The organism is Sphingomonas kyungheensis (assembly GCF_037120395.1).
GTDB classification, from domain to species: domain Bacteria; phylum Pseudomonadota; class Alphaproteobacteria; order Sphingomonadales; family Sphingomonadaceae; genus Sphingomonas; species Sphingomonas kyungheensis.
Genome location: NZ_JBBBDM010000003.1, coordinates 383,480 through 403,253, shown reverse-complemented (window position 1 = coordinate 403,253; position 19,774 = coordinate 383,480). Strand labels below are relative to the sequence as shown.

Annotated in this window: 17 protein-coding genes; 9 read left to right on the top strand and 8 right to left on the bottom strand. The window is 68.8% G+C overall.

Features of this window, described 5'->3' with window-relative positions; translation table 11 throughout:
- The first annotated feature begins 77 nt into the window (after positions 1-77).
- A complete protein-coding gene (locus V8201_RS09675; protein ID WP_037536301.1) occupies positions 78-1,382 on the top strand; it encodes an outer membrane protein assembly factor BamD in 1,305 nt (434 codons plus the stop codon).
- A gap of 64 nt (positions 1,383-1,446) precedes the next feature.
- Here the strand turns inward: V8201_RS09675 and V8201_RS09670 are convergent, their stop codons facing one another.
- Entirely contained in the window at positions 1,447-1,914 is a 468-nt protein-coding gene (locus V8201_RS09670; protein WP_037536303.1) for an Lrp/AsnC family transcriptional regulator, read from the bottom strand.
- A 140-nt stretch (positions 1,915-2,054) separates the two neighbouring features.
- Between V8201_RS09670 and V8201_RS09665 the strand changes: the two genes are divergently transcribed.
- The 3 genes from V8201_RS09665 to V8201_RS09655 all read left to right on the top strand — a co-directional run bounded on the left by V8201_RS09665 (position 2,055) and on the right by V8201_RS09655 (position 5,352).
- Positions 2,055-3,818 carry a sensor histidine kinase gene (locus V8201_RS09665; protein WP_336545147.1) on the top strand — a complete coding sequence of 588 codons (1,764 nt, stop codon included), beginning with the start codon at positions 2,055-2,057 and terminating at the stop codon, positions 3,816-3,818.
- Positions 3,815-4,834, top strand: a complete 1,020-nt coding sequence (locus tag V8201_RS09660; protein ID WP_336545146.1) for a polysaccharide deacetylase family protein — start codon at positions 3,815-3,817, stop codon at positions 4,832-4,834. The genes V8201_RS09665 and V8201_RS09660 overlap by 4 nt, the downstream gene beginning before the upstream one ends.
- A gap of 227 nt (positions 4,835-5,061) precedes the next feature.
- Positions 5,062-5,352, top strand: a complete 291-nt coding sequence (locus V8201_RS09655) for a hypothetical protein (RefSeq protein ID WP_443026737.1) — start codon at positions 5,062-5,064, stop codon at positions 5,350-5,352.
- Between the two features lie 108 nt (positions 5,353-5,460).
- On the opposite strand, the gene V8201_RS09650 is transcribed toward V8201_RS09655, so the two are convergent.
- From V8201_RS09650 to V8201_RS09635, 4 genes are read right to left on the bottom strand one after another with little or no spacing between them, the layout of a single operon-like run.
- On the bottom strand, positions 5,461-6,360 hold the full coding sequence (locus tag V8201_RS09650; protein WP_336545145.1) for a hypothetical protein: 900 nt from the start codon (positions 6,358-6,360) through the stop codon (positions 5,461-5,463).
- Positions 6,361-6,399: 39 nt separating this feature from the next.
- Positions 6,400-7,839 (bottom strand): efflux transporter outer membrane subunit, encoded by a 1,440-nt coding sequence (locus V8201_RS09645; protein ID WP_336545144.1) that lies wholly within the window; start codon positions 7,837-7,839, stop codon positions 6,400-6,402.
- Positions 7,836-11,030, bottom strand: coding sequence for an efflux RND transporter permease subunit (locus V8201_RS09640; RefSeq protein ID WP_336545143.1), 3,195 nt, complete (start codon positions 11,028-11,030; stop codon positions 7,836-7,838). Before V8201_RS09640 ends, V8201_RS09645 begins: the two co-directional genes overlap by 4 nt.
- On the bottom strand, positions 11,027-12,289 hold the full coding sequence (locus tag V8201_RS09635; RefSeq protein WP_336545302.1) for an efflux RND transporter periplasmic adaptor subunit: 1,263 nt from the start codon (positions 12,287-12,289) through the stop codon (positions 11,027-11,029). The genes V8201_RS09640 and V8201_RS09635 overlap by 4 nt, the downstream gene beginning before the upstream one ends.
- An 87-nt stretch (positions 12,290-12,376) precedes the next feature.
- Here V8201_RS09635 and V8201_RS09630 point away from each other — a divergent pair, with 87 nt between their 5' ends.
- Both V8201_RS09630 and V8201_RS09625 read left to right on the top strand, forming a co-directional pair.
- Positions 12,377-13,051 (top strand): response regulator, encoded by a 675-nt coding sequence (locus V8201_RS09630; protein ID WP_037536314.1) that lies wholly within the window; start codon positions 12,377-12,379, stop codon positions 13,049-13,051.
- Positions 13,048-14,364: a sensor histidine kinase gene (locus V8201_RS09625; protein ID WP_336545142.1), complete on the top strand. Its 1,317-nt coding sequence runs from the start codon at positions 13,048-13,050 to the stop codon at positions 14,362-14,364. The genes V8201_RS09630 and V8201_RS09625 overlap by 4 nt, the downstream gene beginning before the upstream one ends.
- Here the strand turns inward: V8201_RS09625 and V8201_RS09620 are convergent.
- The 3 genes from V8201_RS09620 to ald all read right to left on the bottom strand — a co-directional run bounded on the left by V8201_RS09620 (position 14,359) and on the right by ald (position 16,636).
- Entirely contained in the window at positions 14,359-15,189 is an 831-nt protein-coding gene (locus V8201_RS09620) for an aldo/keto reductase (protein ID WP_336545141.1), read from the bottom strand. The genes V8201_RS09625 and V8201_RS09620 overlap by 6 nt on opposite strands.
- Positions 15,190-15,251: 62 nt before the next feature.
- The gene (locus tag V8201_RS09615) at positions 15,252-15,470 is read right to left on the bottom strand and encodes a DUF3072 domain-containing protein (protein WP_271298834.1); all 219 of its coding nucleotides are present in this window, start codon (positions 15,468-15,470) and stop codon (positions 15,252-15,254) included.
- 59 nt (positions 15,471-15,529) lie between these two features.
- Positions 15,530-16,636, bottom strand: a complete 1,107-nt coding sequence (gene ald, locus V8201_RS09610) for an alanine dehydrogenase (protein ID WP_037536483.1) — start codon at positions 16,634-16,636, stop codon at positions 15,530-15,532.
- 124 nt (positions 16,637-16,760) lie between these two features.
- Here ald and V8201_RS09605 point away from each other — a divergent pair, with 124 nt between their 5' ends.
- From V8201_RS09605 to V8201_RS09595, 3 genes are all read left to right on the top strand, one after another.
- Positions 16,761-17,204 carry an Lrp/AsnC family transcriptional regulator gene (locus tag V8201_RS09605; protein WP_271298833.1) on the top strand — a complete coding sequence of 148 codons (444 nt, stop codon included), beginning with the start codon at positions 16,761-16,763 and terminating at the stop codon, positions 17,202-17,204.
- Positions 17,205-17,396: 192 nt separating this feature from the next.
- Positions 17,397-19,244, top strand: a complete 1,848-nt coding sequence (locus V8201_RS09600; protein ID WP_336545140.1) for a potassium transporter Kup — start codon at positions 17,397-17,399, stop codon at positions 19,242-19,244.
- Complete coding sequence (locus tag V8201_RS09595) at positions 19,241-19,768, top strand: 2'-5' RNA ligase family protein (RefSeq protein ID WP_336545139.1); 528 nt, start codon at positions 19,241-19,243, stop codon at positions 19,766-19,768. The genes V8201_RS09600 and V8201_RS09595 overlap by 4 nt, the downstream gene beginning before the upstream one ends.
- The last annotated feature ends 6 nt before the right edge of the window (positions 19,769-19,774 follow it).

The following is a 19,774-nucleotide window of genomic DNA, read 5'->3' as shown; positions in this document are numbered from 1 at the left end:
AACGGCTTGCGACGGACCGTTACAGCCGCGCAGACGTTAGCGGCAGCGATGCCTCACTATCTGGAGAGTAGGTTAGCATGAAGACCCTTTCGAAGCTTGCGCTGGCCGCGGTGCTGGCCACCGGCGTGAGCGGATTGGCGTTCGTCGCCCCCGCGATCGCCAAGAAGGAAGAGCCGGCGACGCCTGGCTTCAAGCTCAGCAAGCCGGTGCAGGCGATCGCCTTTCAGGCACAGGAAGCGGTGAAGTCGCGCAATGTCGCCACCGCCGAGCCGCTGGTCGCGCAGGTCGAGGCCGCCGCCACCACCGACGATGACAAATATATCGCCGCCGCGCTGCGCTACGATCTCGAGAACACCAAGCTCGTCATCGCGCAGGAGGCCAATCCGAAGGCACCGCTCGACGAGACCGGACTCGCCAAGCCGCTCGACGCACTGATCGCCGCCAAGAACACGCCCGCCGCCGATCGCGGCAAATATTTGTTCCGCCGTGGCCAGCTCGCCTACAACAGCAACCAATATCCGGTCGCGACGCAATATTTCACACAGGCGAAGGCCGCCGGCTACAATTCGCCCGACTTCGACCTGCAGCTCGCCAAGGTGAAGGTGCAGGCGGGCGATACCGCCGGTGGTCTCGCCGATCTCGATCGCTACATTACCGCGCAGAAGGCGGCGGGGCAGACTGTGCCGGAGGCCTATTACCGTTTCGGCATCGCCACCGCGAACAACAAGAAGATGGCGCCGGAAACGCTCGCCTGGATGCAGAAGTACGTCGCCGCTTATCCGAACGCCAAGGTGTGGCGCGACGTGATCCTGCAATTCGCCTTCGCGCAGAACAGCCTCGCCGCGCCGGACAAGTCGCAGACGGTCGATCTGTATCGCCTGCTTCGCGCCACCGGCTCGATGCCCGATCAGGCGATGTACGAGGATTACGCCAAGAACGTCTACGATAAGGGCAATCCGTATGAAGCGGCGGCGGTGCTCAAGGAAGGCATGGCGGCGGGCAAGATCCCCGCGACCAGCGCTTTCTCGAAGAGCCTGCTGACCGCGTCGAACACCGCGATCAAGGCGGACGGGTCGCTCGCCGGCAGCGAGAAGACCGCGCTGGCATCGAAGGACGGCAAGATCGCGGCCTCGACTGCCGACGCCTATCTCGGCCAGAACAACTATGCCAAGGCGATCGAATTGTATCGCGCCGCGCTGAGCAAGGGCGGTGTCGATGCCAATGAGGTCAACACCCGCCTCGGCATCGCGCTCGCCAAGTCGGGCGACAAGGCCGGCGCGCAGGCGGCCTTCGGTGCGGTGACGGGGAATCCGCGCGCCGGCATCGCCGCGCTGTGGAACACCTATACTCAGGTCGGCGCGACGCCCGCTCCGGCGGCCTGATCGCCTCACCGGTGATGCACAAGGGGGCGGTCCGGAGACGGGCCGCCCTTTTTGCGTCAAAGGGTCAGTCGATGATGACCGGGATGCCCGAGGTCGACTTGGCGGTGCGGATCGTCAGCGACGTCTTGACGCTGGCGACGTTGGGTGCCGGGGTCAGATGCGTGGTGAGGATTTCCTGAAAGCTCTTGAGGTCGCTGGCGACGATCTTGAGGATGAAGTCGATCTCGCCGTTGAGCATATGGCATTCGCGGATTTCCGGAATGTCGGCGACATGCGCCTCGAACGCGGCGAGATCATGCTCGGCCTGGCTGCGCAGCGAGACCATCGCGAAGACGGTGATCGGAAAGCCGAGGCTGGCGGGATCGAGATCGGCGTGATAGCCGCGGATCACCCCGGCCTCCTCCAGCGCGCGCACGCGGCGCAGGCAGGGCGGCGCGGTCAGCCCGACGCGTTCGGCCAGCTCGACATTGGTCATCCGCCCATCCTGCTGCAGGTGAGCGAGAATTTGACGATCGATCCGATCGAAGGACATTGCGTATTACTCTCCAGGAACAGGCCGGATTAGCGCGGCGGCTCCCCCTAAGCATAAGAAAATTGCGGCGCAACGCAATTGTCCCACTATGCGACGTGCGTAAATCGGCGGTTCCTCTAACCGGAGCCGGACGTTAAGGGATGAGCGCGCACATCGTGACGATGGGGCGATCTCCAGGAGTTGGTGTGCGGTTCGACGACAGCCTGAAAACGGTGCTTTCGGCCGACATGGAGAGTGGGTTCGGCGCGCAATCGGCGTGGCGCCAGCTGACCGACCTGATGGGGCGCGGGCGCATCCCTGCCGACCCGGCGTCGCTCGACCGGCTGCGTGCGCTGCGGGAGGTCGTTCCCGTGGCGACGCGCATCGCCAGCGCGCGGGCCCTGGCCTTCGCCCGGCCGCCCGCCGCGCTGATCGGCGTCTTCGCCGAGGATGAGATCACCGTCGCCGCACCGCTGCTGCGCACCGCCAGCCTGACCGACGACGAATGGCTGGCATTGTTGCCGAGACTCGACGCGCATGGCCGCGCCTTGCTGCGCCACCGCCGCGACCTTCCCGCGCCGGTCGAGCGCGGGCTCGCCAGCTTCGGTCCCGCCGATTTCGTCCTGCGCTACGACACGCCCGAGCCGGCGAACGACGTCGTCACTCCCGCGGCGAACGACGTCGCCGTCGCGCCGCCCGCCGAGGAGAGCGCCGTCGTCCGTTTCGCCCCGCCGGCCGAAGACGGTTCACCATCCGAAGACCTGCTGCCGCCCGCAGCGCCGCAGCCGGTCGCCGACGGCGGTTTCCAGATCGCCGATCTCGTCGCGCGGATCGACGCCTTCCAGAAGCAGCGCGACCCCAACGAGCCGGTCGCCGACGCCAAGGCGGAGCCGCCGAGCTATTTCCACTTCGACACCGACAGCCATGGCGTGATCTGCGCGGTCGACGGCGTCGCGCGCGGGCCGCTGATCGGCGCCTCGCTCGCCGTCGCGACGCCGCAGGGCGAGGTCCGCGTCGATGCGGTGATGACCGGCGCGCTGCGCCAGCGGCAGCGATTCGCCGGCGCGCGGCTCGACGTCGGCGGCCATTCGGATGCCGCGGGCGCGTGGCGCGTCGCCGGTACGCCGCAATTCGACGCGGCGAGCGGCCGCTTCCTCGGCTATGTCGCGATCGCCCGCCGTCCGCGCAGCGACGAGGATGCCGTACCGGGCGCACGCAAGCTGATGTCCGATTCGCTGCGCCAATTGGTCCACGAACTGCGTACCCCGACCAATGCGATCGCCGGTTTCGCCGAACTGATCGAGGCGCAACTGCTGGGGCCGGTTTCCGCCGTCTACCGCGACCATGCGCTGACCATCCGCCGGCAGGCGGCGAGCCTGCTCGGCGCGATCGACGATCTCGACACCGCGGCGCGGATCGAGGGCAAGGCGCTCGACCTGCGCCCGGCGCCGATCGCCTTCGAGCCGCTGCTGACGCGCATCGTCGCCGATCTTGAGCCGCTCGCCTCGCTGCGCGGCACGGTGATCGACATCCATCCGATGGGCGATCATCAGGCGCTGAGCGACGATCGCGCGCTCGAACGCCTGCTCTCGCGCCTGCTCGCCGCGTTGACCGCCGCCGCGACGACGGGGGAGCGGATCGACATCGCCGAGGCACCCGCGCCCGAGGGGCAGGTCGCGATCTGCTTCGCCCGCCCGATCGCGCTCGCCGCCACCGGCGAGGCGGCGTTGCTCAGCCTCGACGCCGAAGCCGAGGCCGAGGCGGGGGATCGCGACGGGGCGCCTCTGCTCGGCACCGGCTTCGCGCTGCGCCTCGCGCGCAACCTCGCCGCGGAATTGGGTGGCGAACTGGTGTTCGGCGAGCATCTGCTGACGCTGCGGCTCCCTGCGGCCGACGAGCCGGCGGCGGTGCAGGCGACCCATTGAGCGTTCACGGCGGCGCCCTGTCGCCGTTCCGGCTGCCCGCCCCCGATGCTGCCGCTCTGGTACGCTGGCCAGCGCGCTTCGGCCGCCGCTTCCTCGTCTTCGTCGATGTCGAGGAGGAGTTCGACTGGTCGGCGCCGCTCGATCGCGCCAATCGCTCGGTCACGGCGATCGCCGCGCTGCCGCAGGCGCATGCCCGCTTTGCCGATCATGGCATCGCGCCCGTCTATCTGATCGATCACCCCGTGGTCAGCGATGCCGGGGCGGTCGATCTGCTCCGCGGCGTGCTGGCCGATCCGCGAGTCGGGCTGGGGGCGCAACTCCATGCCTGGGTGACACCTCCGTTCGCCGCACCGCAGCCGGGCGACACTTATGCCGGCAATCTGCCGCCGGCGCTCGAAGCCGCCAAGCTCGACACGCTGACCGACCGGCTGACCGATGCGTTCGGCCGGGCCCCGATCGCCTATCGCGCCGGACGCTATGGCATCGGCCCGGCGACCGCAGCCGCGCTCGTCCGTCGCGGCTATCGCGTCGAAAGCTCGGTGCGGGCGCGCTACGACTATAGTGCGGACGGCGGACCGGATTTCAGCCGTGTCGGCAGCGCTGCCTTCCGTCTAGGCGATCTGATCGAAGTGCCGTTGACCACCAGCTTCACCGGGCGGCTGCGGCGGCGGGGCGCAGGCCTCTATCCTGCGCTCGGCCGCCTGCCGTTGGCGCGCGGCGCCTTCGCCACCGCCGGGCTGCTCCAGCGTGTCGCGCTGACGCCGGAGGATATGCCGATCGCCGAGGCGTGCGCTGCGGTGCGTGTCGCGGTCGAGGAGGAGGGTCACGGGCTGATCAGCCTGTCGTTCCATTCGCCGAGCCTGGTGCCGGGGCATACGCCCTATGTCCGCAGCACGGCCGATCTGGCACGATTGTGGGATTGGTGGCGGCAAATGACCGCGCTGCTCGAATCGCTGGCGGTTCGGCCGGCGACTCTTGCCGAGGTGATCGCCGCCGCGGACGCGCCCGACAACTGATGATAGGTCGGATTCCGCAAGTTGCCGGCAAATTCTTCAAAGTGTCACAGAGACGATCGAACCATCGTGAGGGTATCGCCCACCGGTGCCCGCCGAAAAGTCCTGATCTCACGCGACGTTGCGTGAATCTCTGCGGTTATTGCCGTCGACGTCAGGCGGTTCGTCGCACCGGCAGGGGCGTTTGACCAGCTTTGTGGCGGATTTGCGCGCTTTCGGATTGTCTTTTCTTGGCGACGCTGCCATTAGCAAGCCTCAACACGTCAAAGGGGATGACCATTATGGTTGCCAAGTTTCTGATGGCTGCTGCTGCAGCCGCTCTCGCCGTCGCTCCGGCCGCTGCTGCCCCCGCCAACCCGGCGGCGAGCCTGTCGGTCGCGAAGTCGGTGCGCACCGGTTCGGTTTCGGCCAAGAAGAACGAGCTCGCCGGTGGCGGTCTGATCATCGCCCTCGTCGCGGCCGCTGCCGTCGTCGCTGGCATCATCATCGTTGCCGACGACGACAACAGCGACAGCAACTAAGATGCGGAGCGGCCGCCGTGCCTGTCACGGCGGCCATCTTGCATGAGGTAAGGGGGGCTTATGCCCCCCTTGTTGATTCCGGCACGATCCGTCGTCAGACGGCGATGGTCACGCCGGGAGAGCCGCGCCGCGCTGGATGAGATCGGCGTGGGGAATGCCCGCCGGGCCGAACGTCCGCCAGAGGTGATGGGTGACCACCGCCCGGCAGATCGCGGACCAGAATCGATCCTCGCCGCTTGGAATGATTTCTTGCCCATCCAGCCGCTGCGGCCAGTTTCGGTCTAGCATGCGTCTGGCCTCATCCGCGTGGCCGGACAGCATCAGCCCGACCAGCTTCTCCACCGAGGCTTGCGTATAGGCATCAGGGTCCTTCGGGTGATCGCGCCCATGCGGCAAGCGTTCCGACACCCAGGCGCGCAGCTCCCTGCGCATGACGGCGGGGTCCGATGATCGTCTGCTGACATGGCCCGTCGTGAGCGCGCGCCGATCGAGCACCAAGCCGTTCCCGGACCAGATCACCGGCAGGGGCAGGATGATCACGCCGGCGTGGGGCGCGTCGTTGAAATATTCGATGTCGAACGGCAGCGTGAGCCGCAGCGCCGGTCCGCCCGGTCGGACCGCCACGATGTCGAAACGCTCGCCCGTCCATTTGGTGACGTGAACCTCGGGCGTCAGGGTGACGGCGAACAAATCGGCATCGCCACCGGAACCGCCGAAGTCGCCAAGCACCAGCACATCGGGGCCTGATCGTGCCCCGTCACGCTGCCACAGCGTCTTGACGCTCATATAGCCGCCGCCAAGACGTATCGTACGTGTCGCCGTCGTCACCGCGAGCGCGCGGCAATAGGCATCCGTATCGCCCCCCGGCGGACAGGCGACGACGCGAACCTCGCCGCCCTTGCCGCGCCATAGCGAACCCAGCGGCGCCGGCTGAGCCGCTCCCGCTACCGGCGTCAGCAGCACAAGGCTGGCGAGCAACGCCCCGAGCCGATCGAGCCAGACCGCCATATCCCGCCGCCCCCCATGTTCGAAAACGCAGGATAGGGGCTATCGGACGACGGTCAAAGTCCCATCGGGCACCGGCCCGCCGGTCGCCTGGAACAGCGCCACCGTATCGGTCAGCCGTGCCGCACGCGCCTGTACCAGCTGCGAGCGCGCCTGCGCATCGGCTGCGGTGGCGTTGAGCAGCGACAGCGTGCCGACATCGCCGAGCGCGAGCTGACGCCGCACATAGCCGAGCGCCCGGCCCGAGGCATCTGCCGCGCGCGTCGCCGCATCGAGCGCCGTGGCGTCGGTGGCGAGGCCGGTCAGCGCATCGGCGACATCGCCGAACGCCTGTACCACGGCGCCGCGATATTGCGCCTTGGCACCGTCGAGCGCCGCCTCCGCCGCGCGTTGCTGGTTGCGCAGCGCGCCGGCGTGGAACAGCGGCTGGGTGATGCCGCCGAGCAGCGTCCAGAACGGATTGCCGTCCTTGAACATGTCGCCGAAGCGCTGCGCCGAGCCGCCGGCATTGGCGCTGAGCGTGATCGAAGGCAGCCGCGCGGCGATCGCGGTGCGCACGTCCGCGCCGGCGCCTTCGAGCTGCGCCCGTGCCGCGAGCACGTCCGGCCGCCGCGCGACCAGATCGGAAGGGAGAACGGTCGGCAGCCGCGTCGGCAGGGTCAAGGCGGACAGCGACGGCAGCGGCGGCAGCGCATCGCCGGCGGCGCGACCGAGCAGCGCGGCGATGAGGACGCGCTGATGCGCCTCCTGCCGGACGAGCGGCGGCAGCACGCCTTCGGCGGTCGCCACGGCGGTCTGCTGCGTGGCGATATCGGCGGCGCCGATCGCGCCGAGCTGCTGGCGACGCAGCAGGCTCGCCAGGATGTCGCGATTGACCGAGATCGCGGTCTGCGCCGCCGCGATCTGATCGGCGAGCGCGGCGCGGGCGATTACCGCCTGCACCAGATTGGCGACGACGGTGGTCCGGCCCGCCGCCAGCCGCTGCCGCTGCACTTCCGCGGCGGCACGCGCCGACCGGACGCGCGAGCGGGTCGCGCCGAACAGGTCGAGCGCATAGCTGACGTTCACCTGCGCGGTGTGCAGCGTATAGAGTTGCTGTTGCTGATCGGCGACCGGCGGCGACAAAGCGTTGGAGACGCGTGCGCGCTCGACATTGTAGCTCGCATCGAGCTGCGGCAGGGCCGCCCCCGCCGCCACCCCGGCGAGCGCCTGCGACTGGCGCAGCGAGGCATCGGCGCTGGCAATGTCGTTATTGTGGGCGAGCGCCTCGTCGACCAACCGATCCAGCTCGGGGCTGACGAACGCCGTCCACCAGTCCGCGCGTGCCGGCGTGGTCGAGAAGGCCTGCGCCGTGCCGCTGGCGGGGGCGATCGTCGCCGGCGTCGCGGCGGGCGGCAGCGGCGCATGCGCGTCGAGGTCGTGCGGCCCGACCGCACAGGCGGCGGTGGCGCAGGCAAGCAGCAGGACGAGAGCGCGGCTCATGCCGGCACCTCCGCGGCGGGCGCATCGCCGGCCGGGCCATGGCCGACGTCGCGGCCATGCGCGCCGCGGTCCTCCGGCGGCACCCGTTTCGAGAAACGGTCGATCAGCACCGGCAGCACCAGCAGGATGAGCAGCGGCGCGAGCGCCATGCCGCCGACGACGACGAGCGCGAGCGGCTTCTGCACCTGGCTGCCGATGCCGGTCGACAGCGCCGCGGGCAGCAGGCCGATCGCCGCGACGAGGCAGGTCATCACCACCGGCCGCAGGCTGTGCCGCACCGTCGTGCCGAGCGCGGTGGCGCGATCGAGCCCTTCGTCGACCGCATTGTTGAAGGTGGTGACGACGAGGATGCCGTCCATCACCGCGATGCCGAACAGCGCGACGAACCCGATCGCCGCCGAGATGCTGAATGCCGTACCGGTCAGCGCCAGCGCGAGCACGCCGCCGACCACCGCCATCGGGATCGCCGCGAAGGCGAGCAGGCTGTCGCGGATCGAGCCGAAATTGGCGTAGAGCAGCAACAGCATCAGCAGCAGGCTGATCGGCACGACGATCTCCAGCCGGGCGATCGCATTGGTGAGATTGTCGAGCTCGCCCGCCCATTCGAGGTGATAGCCGGCGGGCAGATGGACGTTCTTGGTGATCCGCGCCCGCGCCTCGTCGACCGCGCCGCCGAGATCGCGCCCGCGCACCGAGAATTTGATCGGGATGTAGCGTTCCTGATGCTCGCGATAGATGAACGATGCGCCCGAAGTGAGGTGGACGTTGGCGACTTCGGACAGCGGCACCTGGATCGTGCTGTTGCTGCCGTCGGGGGCGGGGGCGCCGATGGTGATGCGGCGGATCGCCTCGAGCGAGTCGCGTTGCTCGGGCTTGAGGCGGACGATGATCGGGAAGTGACGGTCGGTCCCCGCCTCATAGAGATCGGCGCTCGAACTGCCGCCCACCGCCGCGGCGACCGTCGCATTGACGTCGTCGGGGGTGAGGCCATAGCGCGCCGCGCGGGCGCGATCGACGTCGACGCGCACCGTCGGCTGGCCGAGCGACTGGAATACGCCGAGATCCTCGATGCCGCGCACCTGGCTCATCTGATCCTTGATCTGGTTGGCGAATTTTTCGAGCGTGGCGAGATCGGGCCCGAACAGCTTGATCGAGTTCGCGCCCTTCACGCCCGATGCCGCTTCCTCGACGTTGTCCTCGATGATCTGCGAGAAGGAGAAGTCGACGCCGGGATATTTGGCGGTCAGCTTGCTCGACAGCTCGGCGATCAGCGTCTCCTTGGTGACGCCGTGCGGCCATTCGCTGGCGGGCTTGAGCGGCACGAAGAATTCGGCGTTGAAGAAGCCGGTCGCGTCGGTGCCGTCGTCGGGGCGACCGTGGGCGGATAGCACCGCGGTCGTTTCGGGATAGCTGGCGATGATCCGGCGGATGCCGTTCACCGCCGGCTCGCCCGCCTCCAGGCTGATCGAGCCGGGCAGCGTCGCGCGGATATACATGTTGCCCTCTTCGAGATGCGGCAGGAATTCGATGCCGAGCGTCCGCACGCCGATCACCGCGAGCAGCAGCATCAGCGCCGCCCCGCCCAGGGCCAGCACCCGGTTGCCGAGCGCGAAGGCGGCGGCCGGCTCATAGGCGCGGCGCAGCTTGCCGACGATCCACGTCTCCACCTCCGACAGCTTGTCGGGGAGCAGCAGCGTCGCCAGCACCGGCGCGACGGTGAAGGTGGCGAGCAGGCCGCCCGTGATCGCGTAGGCATAGGTCTTGGCCATCGGGCCGAAGATATGCCCCTCGACGCCGGTCAGCGTGAACAGCGGCAGGAAGCTCGCGATGATGATCGCGGCGGCGAAGAAGATGCCGCGGCTGACCTCCGACGACGCGCCGAGCACCGCCGAGAAGCGGTTGGCGAGCGTGTAATGGCCGCGTCCGCTTTCGACATGCGCCGATCGCTCGACCATGTGACGGAAGATATTCTCGACCATGATGACGCAGGCATCGACGACGAGGCCGAAGTCGAGCGCGCCGACCGACAGCAGATTGGCGCTTTCCCCCTGCAGCACGAGGATCAGGATCGCGAAGGCGAGCGCGAAGGGGATGGTGGCGGCGACGATGATCGCGCTGCGCAGATTGCCGAGGAACAGCCATTGCAGGGCGAAGATCAGCAGGATGCCGACCACCATGTTCTCGAGCACGGTATGGATGGTGAGGTGGATGAGGTCGGACCGGTCGTAGATCCGGTCGAGATGCACGCCGGGCGGCAGCACGCCCGAATCGTTGATCTCCGCGACTTCCTTCTGCACCGCCTGGATCGTCGGCATCGATTGCGCGCCGCGCTGCATCAGCACGATGCCCTGCACGATATCGTCCTGGTCGTTATAGCCGGCGATGCCGAGCCGCGGGCTGTTGCCGACCTTGACCGTGGCGACGTCCTTGACCAGCACCGGCTGGCCGCCGCCGGTGCCGACGAGCACGTTCTCGATCCCCGACGGCGTCTGGATCAGGCCGACGCCGCGGACGATCGCCGCCTGTGCGCCGAAGTTGATCGTCTGGCCGCCGACATTGCCGTCGCTCTTGGCGATCGCGGCGAGCACCTGGCTGACGGTGACGTTGTGCGCGGCGAGCCGGTCGTTGTCGATCACCACGTCATAGGCGCGCAGCTTGCCGCCCCAGCCGGTGACGTCGATCACCCCGGGGATGCGCTTGAACCGGCGCTGCAGCACCCAGTCCTGCAACGTCTTGAGGTCCATCACCGAATAGCCCTTGGGCGCGCTGATCTTGTAGCGGTAGATCTCGCCCACCGGGCTGGTCGGCGACAGCGTCGGCTGCGCGCCGCCGGCGAGCGGCGGCAGCTGCGACAGGCGGTTGATCACCTGCTGCTTCGCCTGGTCGTTGGTGAAATCGTAGCTGAACTGGATCTTGACGTCGGACAGGCCGAACAGGCTGATCGCGCGGATCGCGGTGAGGTGCGGGATGCCCGCCATGCCGACCTCGATCGGGATGGTGACGTTGCGCTCCATCTCCTCGGCGGAGAGGCCCTGCGTCTGCGTGATCACCTCGACCATCGGCGGGACCGGATCGGGATAGGCTTCGATATTGAGGTTGATGAAGCCGATCACGCCGGCGGCGAGCATCGCGACGAAGACGCCGACGATGAGCAGCCGCTGGCGCAGCGCGAAGGCGACAATGCGGTTCATTCGCCGATGCCCGCTTCGTTGACGAACAGCGCACCGGAGGTGACGATCTTCTCGCCCGCGGCGAGGCCCTGGCGGATGACGACCTGGCCGTCCTGCGCATCGCCGGCGACGACGTCGCGTGCGACGAGCAGCCCGTCGGGGCGGACGACCCAGACGCGCGCCTGATCGCCCTCATGGATTACCGCCGCGGCGGGGACGCGGATCGCATCGCCGCCGGCGGCGCGATGGATCTGGAAGCTGGCGAACATCTGCGGCTTGAGCGCGCCGTCGGGATTGGCGATCGCCGCGCGCACCGGCAGGCGGTGGGTCTGCGGGTCGAGCGCCGCGCCGACCAGATCGATCCGCGCCTGGAAGCTGCGGCCGGGCAGGGCGGGGGTGGTCACCGTCGCCGAATCGCCGACGTGGATCGCCGCGGCATCGGTCTCGGCGACCTGCGCGATCAGCCAGACGCGTGAGGGGTCGGTGATCGTCATCACCGGCTTGTCGCCGCCCTGGCTGACATATTGGCCGGCGGCGACGTCGCGCGTCGCGACCAGCCCGCTGATCGGCGCGTGCAGCGTCGTCACGTCGTGGATGCCCGACACTTCGCCGACGCCCTCCAGCTGGCGGATCTCGCCCGGCGACTTGCCGAGCACCGCGAGCTTGTCGCGCGCCGCACCGAGCGCGGCGGCGGCGGTACGCGCGGTCGCCTGCGCCGCGGCGAGGTCGGTCTGCGCCTGCTGATAGTCCTTCTGCGCGCCGCCCGCGGTCTGGTAGATCAGCCGCTGGCGTTCGGCGTTGCGCGTCGCGGTGGCGAGCTGCGCCTGGGCGTTCTGATAGGAGGCCCGCGCGGCGAACAGCCCGTTGCGCGCGTCGACGAAGTCGTTGGTGCGGACGAGCAGCAGCGGCTGCCCCTGCCGCACGCGCTGGCCGGCGTCGACCAGCACGCGCACCACCTGCCCGCTATAGGGCATCAGCACCGGCGTGCTGCGGTCGCCGTCTACCGAGATCGACCCGCTCGCCAGCGTCCGCGCGTCCGCCGCGCCCATGCCGACCCGCATCGTGCCGAGCGCCGCCATCTGCGTGGCGGTCGGACGAAAGGTGCCGGGCGGCGGCGCGGGCGGCGGCGCGTCCTCGTGATGGGTCAGCCTGCCGATCAGCACGATCAGCAGCACGATCCCGGCGAGCACCACCGCGACGATGGCCAGCCAGCGCCATTGCGCCGGTCGCGACAGCGAGCGGGCGGGGGCGAGGGGCTCGGGATGTTCGGTGGCGTGCATCATGATCCTGCGCGTGCGAAGAAGCTTGGTGCCGATAGGCAGGCTGGCTTACAGCGGCCTGACGGATGCTGCGGCGCGGGAGGATGTTTGCGCATTTTGCTGATCGAGGATGACGCGGCGCTCGCCGATGCGCTGATCGGCGCGCTGCGGCAGCGGGGCATGACCGTCGACCATGCCGCCAGCGTCGAGGAGGCCGAGGGGTATCTCGCCGCGATCGATCATGCCGCGGTGCTGCTCGATCTCGGCCTGCCCGATGGCGACGGGCTGGCGCTGCTCCGCCGGATGCGCGCCGACGGCAACGTCCGCCCGGTGCTCGCGCTCACCGCACGGGGCAGCGTCGACGCGCGCATCCGCGGTCTGCACGGCGGGGCCGACGATTATATCGTCAAGCCGTTCGATCCCGACGAGCTGCACGCCCGCATCCTCGCCGTGCTGCGCCGTCAGGGCGGCTATCTCGGTGCGTCGCTGCAATGCGCGCGGCTCGCCTTCGACGTCGAGACGCGGGTCGCGCGCGTCGGCGCGACGCTGCTGCCGCTGTCGACGCGCGAGATCGAGCTGCTCGAGCTGCTGCTGCGCCGCGGCGGCAACGTCGTGCCGAAGCGGCTGGTCGAGGATCATCTGTTCGGTGCGGGTGGCGATCTCGGCTCCAACGCGGTCGAGGTCTATGTCCATCGCCTGCGCAAGCGGCTCGACGAGGCGGAGACCGGGGTACGGATCGAGACGGTGCGCGGCGTCGGCTATCTGCTCCGCGCCGCGGCGTGAGGCTGCGCGCGCCGCGCTCGCTCGCCGCGCAGTTCGCGCTGCTCCACGGCGTCACCGCGCTGATCGCGGCGCTGATGCTGCCGCTCGGCGCGGTGATGCTCCACCGCGTCGCGCATCATTATCAGCGCGACGTGCTGCGTCAGCAGGCCGCGGGAATCGCGACGCTGTTGCGCGATCACAGCCCCGCGGCGGCGATCGAGGCGACCGACATCCTCGCCGGCGGGCTGACGCTCAGCATCGTCGATGCGCGCCGCCGGATCGTCGCGCAGCACGGCCCCTCGCGCCCCGCCATGCTCGCCGCGGTGCCGCTCGACCGGCGCGCGCGGCAGATGCGCCGGGGCGCACTCGCGGCCATCAGCCTGCCGGCCGGCGGGCGCTGGATCGTCGTATCGCAGGACGACAGCGCGCCCGAAGTGGTCGCCGACGATATCGTCGATGCCTTCCTCGCCCGCTTCGCGCTGCTGCTGGTGCCGCTGATCGTGCTGCTGCCGCTGACCGGCGTGTGGCTGACCCGGCGGCTGACGCGGCGGATGACCGCGGCATCGGATATCGCCGCGGCGATCGGCCCGCGCACGCTCGACCGCCGGCTGCCGCACGGCACCTTGCCATGGGAGGTCGAGCCGCTCGCCGCCGCGACCAATGCTGCGCTTGACCGGCTCGAACAGGCCTTTGCCGCGCAGACCGCCTTCGCCGCCGACGTGGCGCACGAATTGCGCACGCCGCTCGCGACGATCCGGCTGCGGGCCGATGCGATCCCCGACCCCGCGGTGAGGGCCAAATTGCTCGCCGAGGTCGATCGCGCGGCGCGGGTCATCACGCAACTGCTCGTCCTTGCCGAACTCGAGCGGCCGATCGACGGGGCGCATGCCAGCGTCGCGCTGTCCGCGGTCGCCGAGGATGTCGTCGCCGATCGCGCGCCGGCGTTGATCGCGGCGGGCCGGCGGATCGCGCTCGACGATCAGGGCGCGCCGCCGCTTCCTGGCTATGCCGGCGCAATCCGCCTCGCGCTCGAGAATCTCGTCGACAATGCCGCGCGGTACACGCCGCCGGGGACGCCGATCACCGTGCGCGTCGGTCCGGGGCACGAGATCAGCGTCGTCGACGACGGGCCGACGATCGCGCCCGCCGATCTCGAACGGATGGCAACGCGGTTCTGGCGAGCGGGGACGACGCGCAGCGAAGGCTTCGGGCTCGGCCTGTCGATCGTGCAGCGGGTCGCCGCGGCGCATGGCGGGCGGCTGCTCATCGCTGCGGGATCGGGTGGGCGTGGCCTGTGCGCCACCCTGCGCTTCGGCCGCGTGCCGCCGCTATAGCATCTCCAGCGGCACCGGCTTCGCGGGGCGCGGGAACAGCCGGTCGAGCGCCGCGAGTTCCTCCGCATCGAGGCGCAGGTCGGCGGCGGCACGATTGTCGCGGACATGGGCGACCGTGCCCGCCTTGGGGATGGCGAGAATGCCGTCGCGGGCGAGCAGCCAGGCCAGCGCCAGTTGCGCCGCGCCGACGCCCTTGGCCCGCGCCATCGCGCTTAGCCCGGGGTGCGTGACGAGCCGCCCCTGTTCGACCGGGCTATAGGCCATCGCCGGCAGGCCGCGTCGGTCGAGCCACGGCAACAGGTCGAGTTCCGGCCCGCGGCGCGTCAGATTGTAGAGGATCTGGTTGGTCGCGCAGGTCGTACCGCCCGCGGCGATCAGTGCGGCCATATCGTCGGGATCGAAATTGCTCACGCCCCAACGCAGAATCTTGCCGGCCGCGACGAGCGCCTCCATCGCCGCCACCGTCTCGGCGAGCGGTATCCGGCCACGCCAGTGCAACAGGTAGAGATCAAGCCGATCGGTGCCGAGCCGGCGCAGCGAATCGTCGCACGCGACCGGCAGCCGGCTGGCGGAGGCGTTCTGTGGAAAGGCCTTGCTGACGAGGAACACCTCGTCGCGCCGCCCGGTGATCGCCTCGCCGACCAGGCGTTCCGATTCGCCGTCCGCGTACATCTCGGCGGTGTCGATGAGGGTGAGGCCGAGATCGAGCCCGGCGCGCAGGGCGGCAATCTCGTCGCGTCGCCGGCTGGCGTCCTCCGCCATCATCCAGCTTCCCTGGCCGAGTGCCGGCACGGTGATTCCATCGGGAAAGCGGATCATCTTCATGGCATCAATCCGACATGGAACGGCCCCCGTCGCGTCCTGTCGCAACGGGGGGCCGTGAGAGGTCACTTGCCGCGGCCGGTCTTGCCCTGCAGCTCGTCGATCTTCTTCGACGCTTCCGCCTTGGTCAGCGATTCGTCGAACGTCTCGCCCGCCTCTTCGGACAGCGTCTTCAGATAGCTCGCCTGCGCGCCGGTCATCGTCTCGTCACCCGTCGTCCAGTCATCCGGATCCTTTTCGGCGTTGGACGTGGGGTGGGTCTTAGGGTTTTCGGTCTCGGACATGGGTGAAGCCTTCTACAGTGTCGAAGGCTTCAACCACCATGTTCCACGTTCGTTCCGGCTCAGCCCTGCCAGGCCTCGAACGGCAGGTCGAGCGCCTCGGCGACCGCCTGATGACGGATCTTGCCGCCCGAGACGTTGAGGCCGTTGGCGAGATGCGGATCGGCCTTCATCGCCGCGTCCGCGCCGAGGTTGGCGAGCTTGAGCGCGAAGGGCAACGTCGCATTGTTGAGCGCGAAGGCGCTGGTCCGCGCCACCGCGCCCGGCATGTTGGCGACGCAATAATGCGTCACGCCGTCGACCTCGAACACCGGGTCCTCGTGCGTCGTCGCATGGCTGGTCTCGAAACAGCCGCCCTGGTCGATGGCGATGTCGACCATCACCGCGCCGCGCTTCATCGTCTTGACCATCTCGCGCGTCACCAGCTTCGGGGCCGCCGCGCCGGGCACCAGCACCGCGCCGATGACGAGATGCGCGTTCTTCACCGCCGCGGCGATCGCCGCCTTGCTCGCATAGGCGGTCTTGATCTGGCTCGAGAAGAACATGTCGAGTTCGGCGAGCCGGTCGTTGGAAATGTCATAGATCGTCACGTCGGCGCGCATGCCGACCGCCATCTGCGCCGCATTGACGCCCGACACGCCGCCGCCGAGGATCGCGACCTTCGCCGGCGCGACGCCCGGCACGCCGCCGAGCAGCACGCCGCGGCCACCCTGTTCCTTTTCGAGATAATGCGCGCCGACCTGCACCGACATGCGACCGGCGACCTCGCTCATCGGCTTGAGCAGCGGCAGGCCGCCGCGCGACGCGGTGACGGTCTCATAGGCGATGCAGGTCGCGCCCGAATTGATGAGCCCTTCCGCCTGCGGCTTGTCGGCGGCGAGATGGAGATAGGTGAACAGCAGGTGGCGCGGTTCGAGCAGCGCGATTTCGCTCGCCTGCGGTTCCTTGACCTTGACGATCATGTCGGCGGCGGCGAACACCGCGGCAGGATCGGGCAGGATGGTCGCGCCCGCGTCGATATAATCCTGATCCTCGAAGTCGATGCCCGCGCCCGCGCGCGTCTCGACGACGACCTCATGACCCGCGGCGACCAGTTCGGCGACCGAGGGCGGGGTCAGGCCGACACGATATTCGTGGTTCTTGATTTCCTTGGGCACGCCGATGCGCATCATCATTCTCCTCTACTGCCGCCGTACATAGCCGCGCCCGAGCGGGAGAAGGTCGCAAAGAATCGCAACGAAAGCAGCACGGACGGGATAGGATTGCAGCGACGAGCGGCCTAACGCACGATCCATGCTCGACGCCCTCGACCGCAAGATCCTGTCGCAACTGCTCGCCAATTCGGACCTCACCAGCGCCGAACTCGGCGAGGCGGTCGGCCTGTCGCCGAGCGCCGCGCATCGCCGTGTCGGCTCGCTCAAGGAGCGCGGCTATATCGCCGGATTCCGCGCGGTGCTCAGCAAGGCGGCGCGCGGCAATCCCAGCGTCGTGCTGGTCAACGTCACGCTGCGCGACCAGCGCGAGGAGACGATGGCCGCGTTCGAACGCGAGATCGCCGACGTGCCGGAGATTCGCGACTGTTTCCTGATGAGCGGCGAGGCGGACTATATGCTCCACGTCGAGGTGCGGCGTGACGACACGTTCGAACGTATCCACCGCGAGACGCTCGCCCGCCTGCCGGGGGTGACGCGGCTCGCCTCGCATTTCGTCATTCGCGAGGTCTTCCGCCGGCCATGACCCCGGCCGGTGCAGCCTTCCCGTTGCCCGCATCGTTCAGCCCATGCTAAGGCGGGATCATATGGAACAGGTTGGGAACATGGCCGGACTTCGCTGCGCGTCGGATCGGTCGCACCGCTCGTGACAACGCCGGTACCGGCCGCCGTGCCGAATGCGCGCGACGAGGGGGACGCTCAGGGTCATCACGACGGCATGCTCAAGCTTGCCGTCGGGGCGATCGGCATCGTCTTCGGCGATATCGGCACCAGCCCGCTCTACGCCTTTCGCGAGACCTTCGCCGGGCACCACAAGCTGGCGCTCGATCCGCTGCACATCATGGGCGTGCTCAGCCTGATGTTCTGGTCGATGATGATCGTCGTGACGATCAAATATGTCGCGATCATCATGCGCGCCGACAACAAGGGGGAGGGCGGCAGCCTCGCGCTGCTCGCGCTCGTCTCGGGCCGGACCAAGAGCCGGCGCTGGTCGGCGGGGATCATCCTGCTCGGCGTCTTCGCGACCTCGCTCTTCTACGGCGATTCGATGATCACCCCGGCGGTGACCGTGCTCGGCGCGGTCGAGGGGCTGGCGATCGCCGCGCCGGCGTTCGGCGGATTGGTGCTGCCGATCGTCATCGCCATCCTCATCGCCTTGTTCTGGGTGCAGAAGAGCGGCACCGCGCGGATCGGGCTGGTGTTCGGGCCGATCATGCTCGTCTATTTCACCGTCATCGCCGTGCTCGGCCTGATCAGCGTCGTGCAGACGCCGGCGGTGCTCTGGGCCTTTTCGCCGCATCATGCGGTGCATTTCTTCCTCGCCGATCCGGTCCGGGCGTTTCTCGCGCTCGGCTCGGTGGTGCTGGCGGTGACCGGGGCGGAGGCGCTCTATGCCGACATGGGCCATTTCGGGCGACGGCCGATCGGACTGTCGTGGCTGGTGTTCGTGCTGCCGGCGCTAATGTGCAACTATCTGGGGCAGGGCGCTTTGCTGTTCCGCGAGGGCACCGCCGCGCTGGAAAGCCCCTTCTACATGCTCGCGCCCAATTCGCTCCAGCTGCCTTTGGTCATCCTCGCGACGATGGCGGCGATCATCGCCAGCCAGGCGGTGATCTCGGGCGCTTTCTCGGTGACGCAGCAGGCAATCCAATTGGGCTTCATGCCGCGGCTGCGCATCGAACATACCAGCGCGGCGACCGCCGGACAGATCTACATCCCGATCGTCAACTGGATGCTGATGGTCATGGTGATCCTGCTGGTGCTGTTCTTCCGCACCTCGTCCAACCTCACCTCCGCCTATGGCATCGCGGTGACGGGGGCGATGTTCATCGATTCGTGCCTGCTCGGCGTCGCGCTGACGCGGCTGTGGAACTGGCCGCTCTATGCCGCCGCACCGTTGCTCGGCCTGTTCTTCCTCGTCGACGGCGCCTATTTCTCGGCCAATCTCACCAAGGTGCCCGACGGCGGCTGGTTCCCGCTGATGGTCGGCTTCATCGTCTTCACCTTCCTCACCACCTGGTCGAAGGGACGGCAGCTGATGATGGACCGGCTGCGCGAGGCGGCGATGCCGATCAAGGTGTTCATCACCTCCGCCGCCAGTTCGGCGAGCCGGGTGCCCGGCACCGCAGTGTTCATGACCTCGTCGGCGGACGGCGTGCCGCATGCGCTGCTGCACAATCTCAAGCACAACAAGGTGCTGCACGAGCGGGTGATCCTCCTCACCGTCAAGATCGTCCAGCAGCCCTATTGGCGCGAGGCGGATCGCGCCATGACGGAGGAGATGGGTGACGGCTTCTACCGCCTGATCCTGCGCTACGGCTTCATGGAGGAGGTCGACGTGCCGGCGGCGCTCAAGCGCGTGCATGGCTGCGGTGCCGAGTTCAAGATGATGGACACCAGCTTCTTCCTGTCGCGCCAGACGCTGCTCCCCTCCGAACGACCGGGGATGATGCTGTGGCGCGAAAAGCTGTTCGCCTGGATGCTGCGTAACGCGGAGAGCGCGATGGAATTCTTCCGCCTGCCGACCAATCGCGTCGTCGAGCTCGGCAGTCAGGTGGAGATTTGACCGGCCCCGCCTCCGGTCCGGCACCGGCGCCGATCATCGTCACCGCGCTGTTCGGGCGGCAGGACCAGGGCTGGTTCGACGCGCAACGCGCCGCGCATTTCCCGCCCGAACGCAACCAGCTGTCGGCGCATCTCACCATGTTCCATCATCTGCCGCCCTCGGCGGAGGCGGAGATCAAGCATCGCCTGTCCGGCCTCACCCGCGGCATCGCCGCGCCGGTGGCGCGCGTCGGTGGGCTGATCTCGCTGGGGCGCGGCGTCGCCTATCGTATCGAATCGCCCGAGCTGGTCGCGATCCGCCGTGAGCTGGCCGATGCCTTTTCGGGGCTGCTGACGCCGCAGGATGCCGGCGGCTGGCGCCCGCACGTCACCATCCAGAACAAGGTGCAGCCCAATATCGCCAAGCTGCTGCTCGCCGCGCTGAGCCGCGATTTCGTCGCGCGCGAGGTCGAGATCGCCGGCCTTGCCACCTGGTGGTATCGCGGCGGACCATGGGAAGCACTTTCCCGTCATATGTTCGCTTGACGGCTG

What these genes read in the sequence shown, in the direction of transcription:
- ald (WP_037536483.1), bottom strand. Translation starts at nt 16,636, where the DNA reads ATGCGCATCGGCGTGCCCAAGGAAATCAAGAACCACGAATATCGTGTC.
- V8201_RS09665 (WP_336545147.1), top strand. Translation starts at nt 2,055, where the DNA reads ATGAGCGCGCACATCGTGACGATGGGGCGATCTCCAGGAGTTGGTGTG.
- V8201_RS09640 (WP_336545143.1), bottom strand. Translation starts at nt 11,030, where the DNA reads ATGAACCGCATTGTCGCCTTCGCGCTGCGCCAGCGGCTGCTCATCGTC.
- V8201_RS09600 (WP_336545140.1), top strand. Translation starts at nt 17,397, where the DNA reads ATGCTCAAGCTTGCCGTCGGGGCGATCGGCATCGTCTTCGGCGATATC.
- V8201_RS09645 (WP_336545144.1), bottom strand. Translation starts at nt 7,839, where the DNA reads ATGAGCCGCGCTCTCGTCCTGCTGCTTGCCTGCGCCACCGCCGCCTGT.
- V8201_RS09635 (WP_336545302.1), bottom strand. Translation starts at nt 12,289, where the DNA reads ATGCACGCCACCGAACATCCCGAGCCCCTCGCCCCCGCCCGCTCGCTG.
- V8201_RS09650 (WP_336545145.1), bottom strand. Translation starts at nt 6,360, where the DNA reads ATGGCGGTCTGGCTCGATCGGCTCGGGGCGTTGCTCGCCAGCCTTGTG.
- V8201_RS09670 (WP_037536303.1), bottom strand. Translation starts at nt 1,914, where the DNA reads ATGTCCTTCGATCGGATCGATCGTCAAATTCTCGCTCACCTGCAGCAG.
- V8201_RS09620 (WP_336545141.1), bottom strand. Translation starts at nt 15,189, where the DNA reads ATGAAGATGATCCGCTTTCCCGATGGAATCACCGTGCCGGCACTCGGC.
- V8201_RS09675 (WP_037536301.1), top strand. Translation starts at nt 78, where the DNA reads ATGAAGACCCTTTCGAAGCTTGCGCTGGCCGCGGTGCTGGCCACCGGC.
- V8201_RS09615 (WP_271298834.1), bottom strand. Translation starts at nt 15,470, where the DNA reads ATGTCCGAGACCGAAAACCCTAAGACCCACCCCACGTCCAACGCCGAA.
- V8201_RS09605 (WP_271298833.1), top strand. Translation starts at nt 16,761, where the DNA reads ATGCTCGACGCCCTCGACCGCAAGATCCTGTCGCAACTGCTCGCCAAT.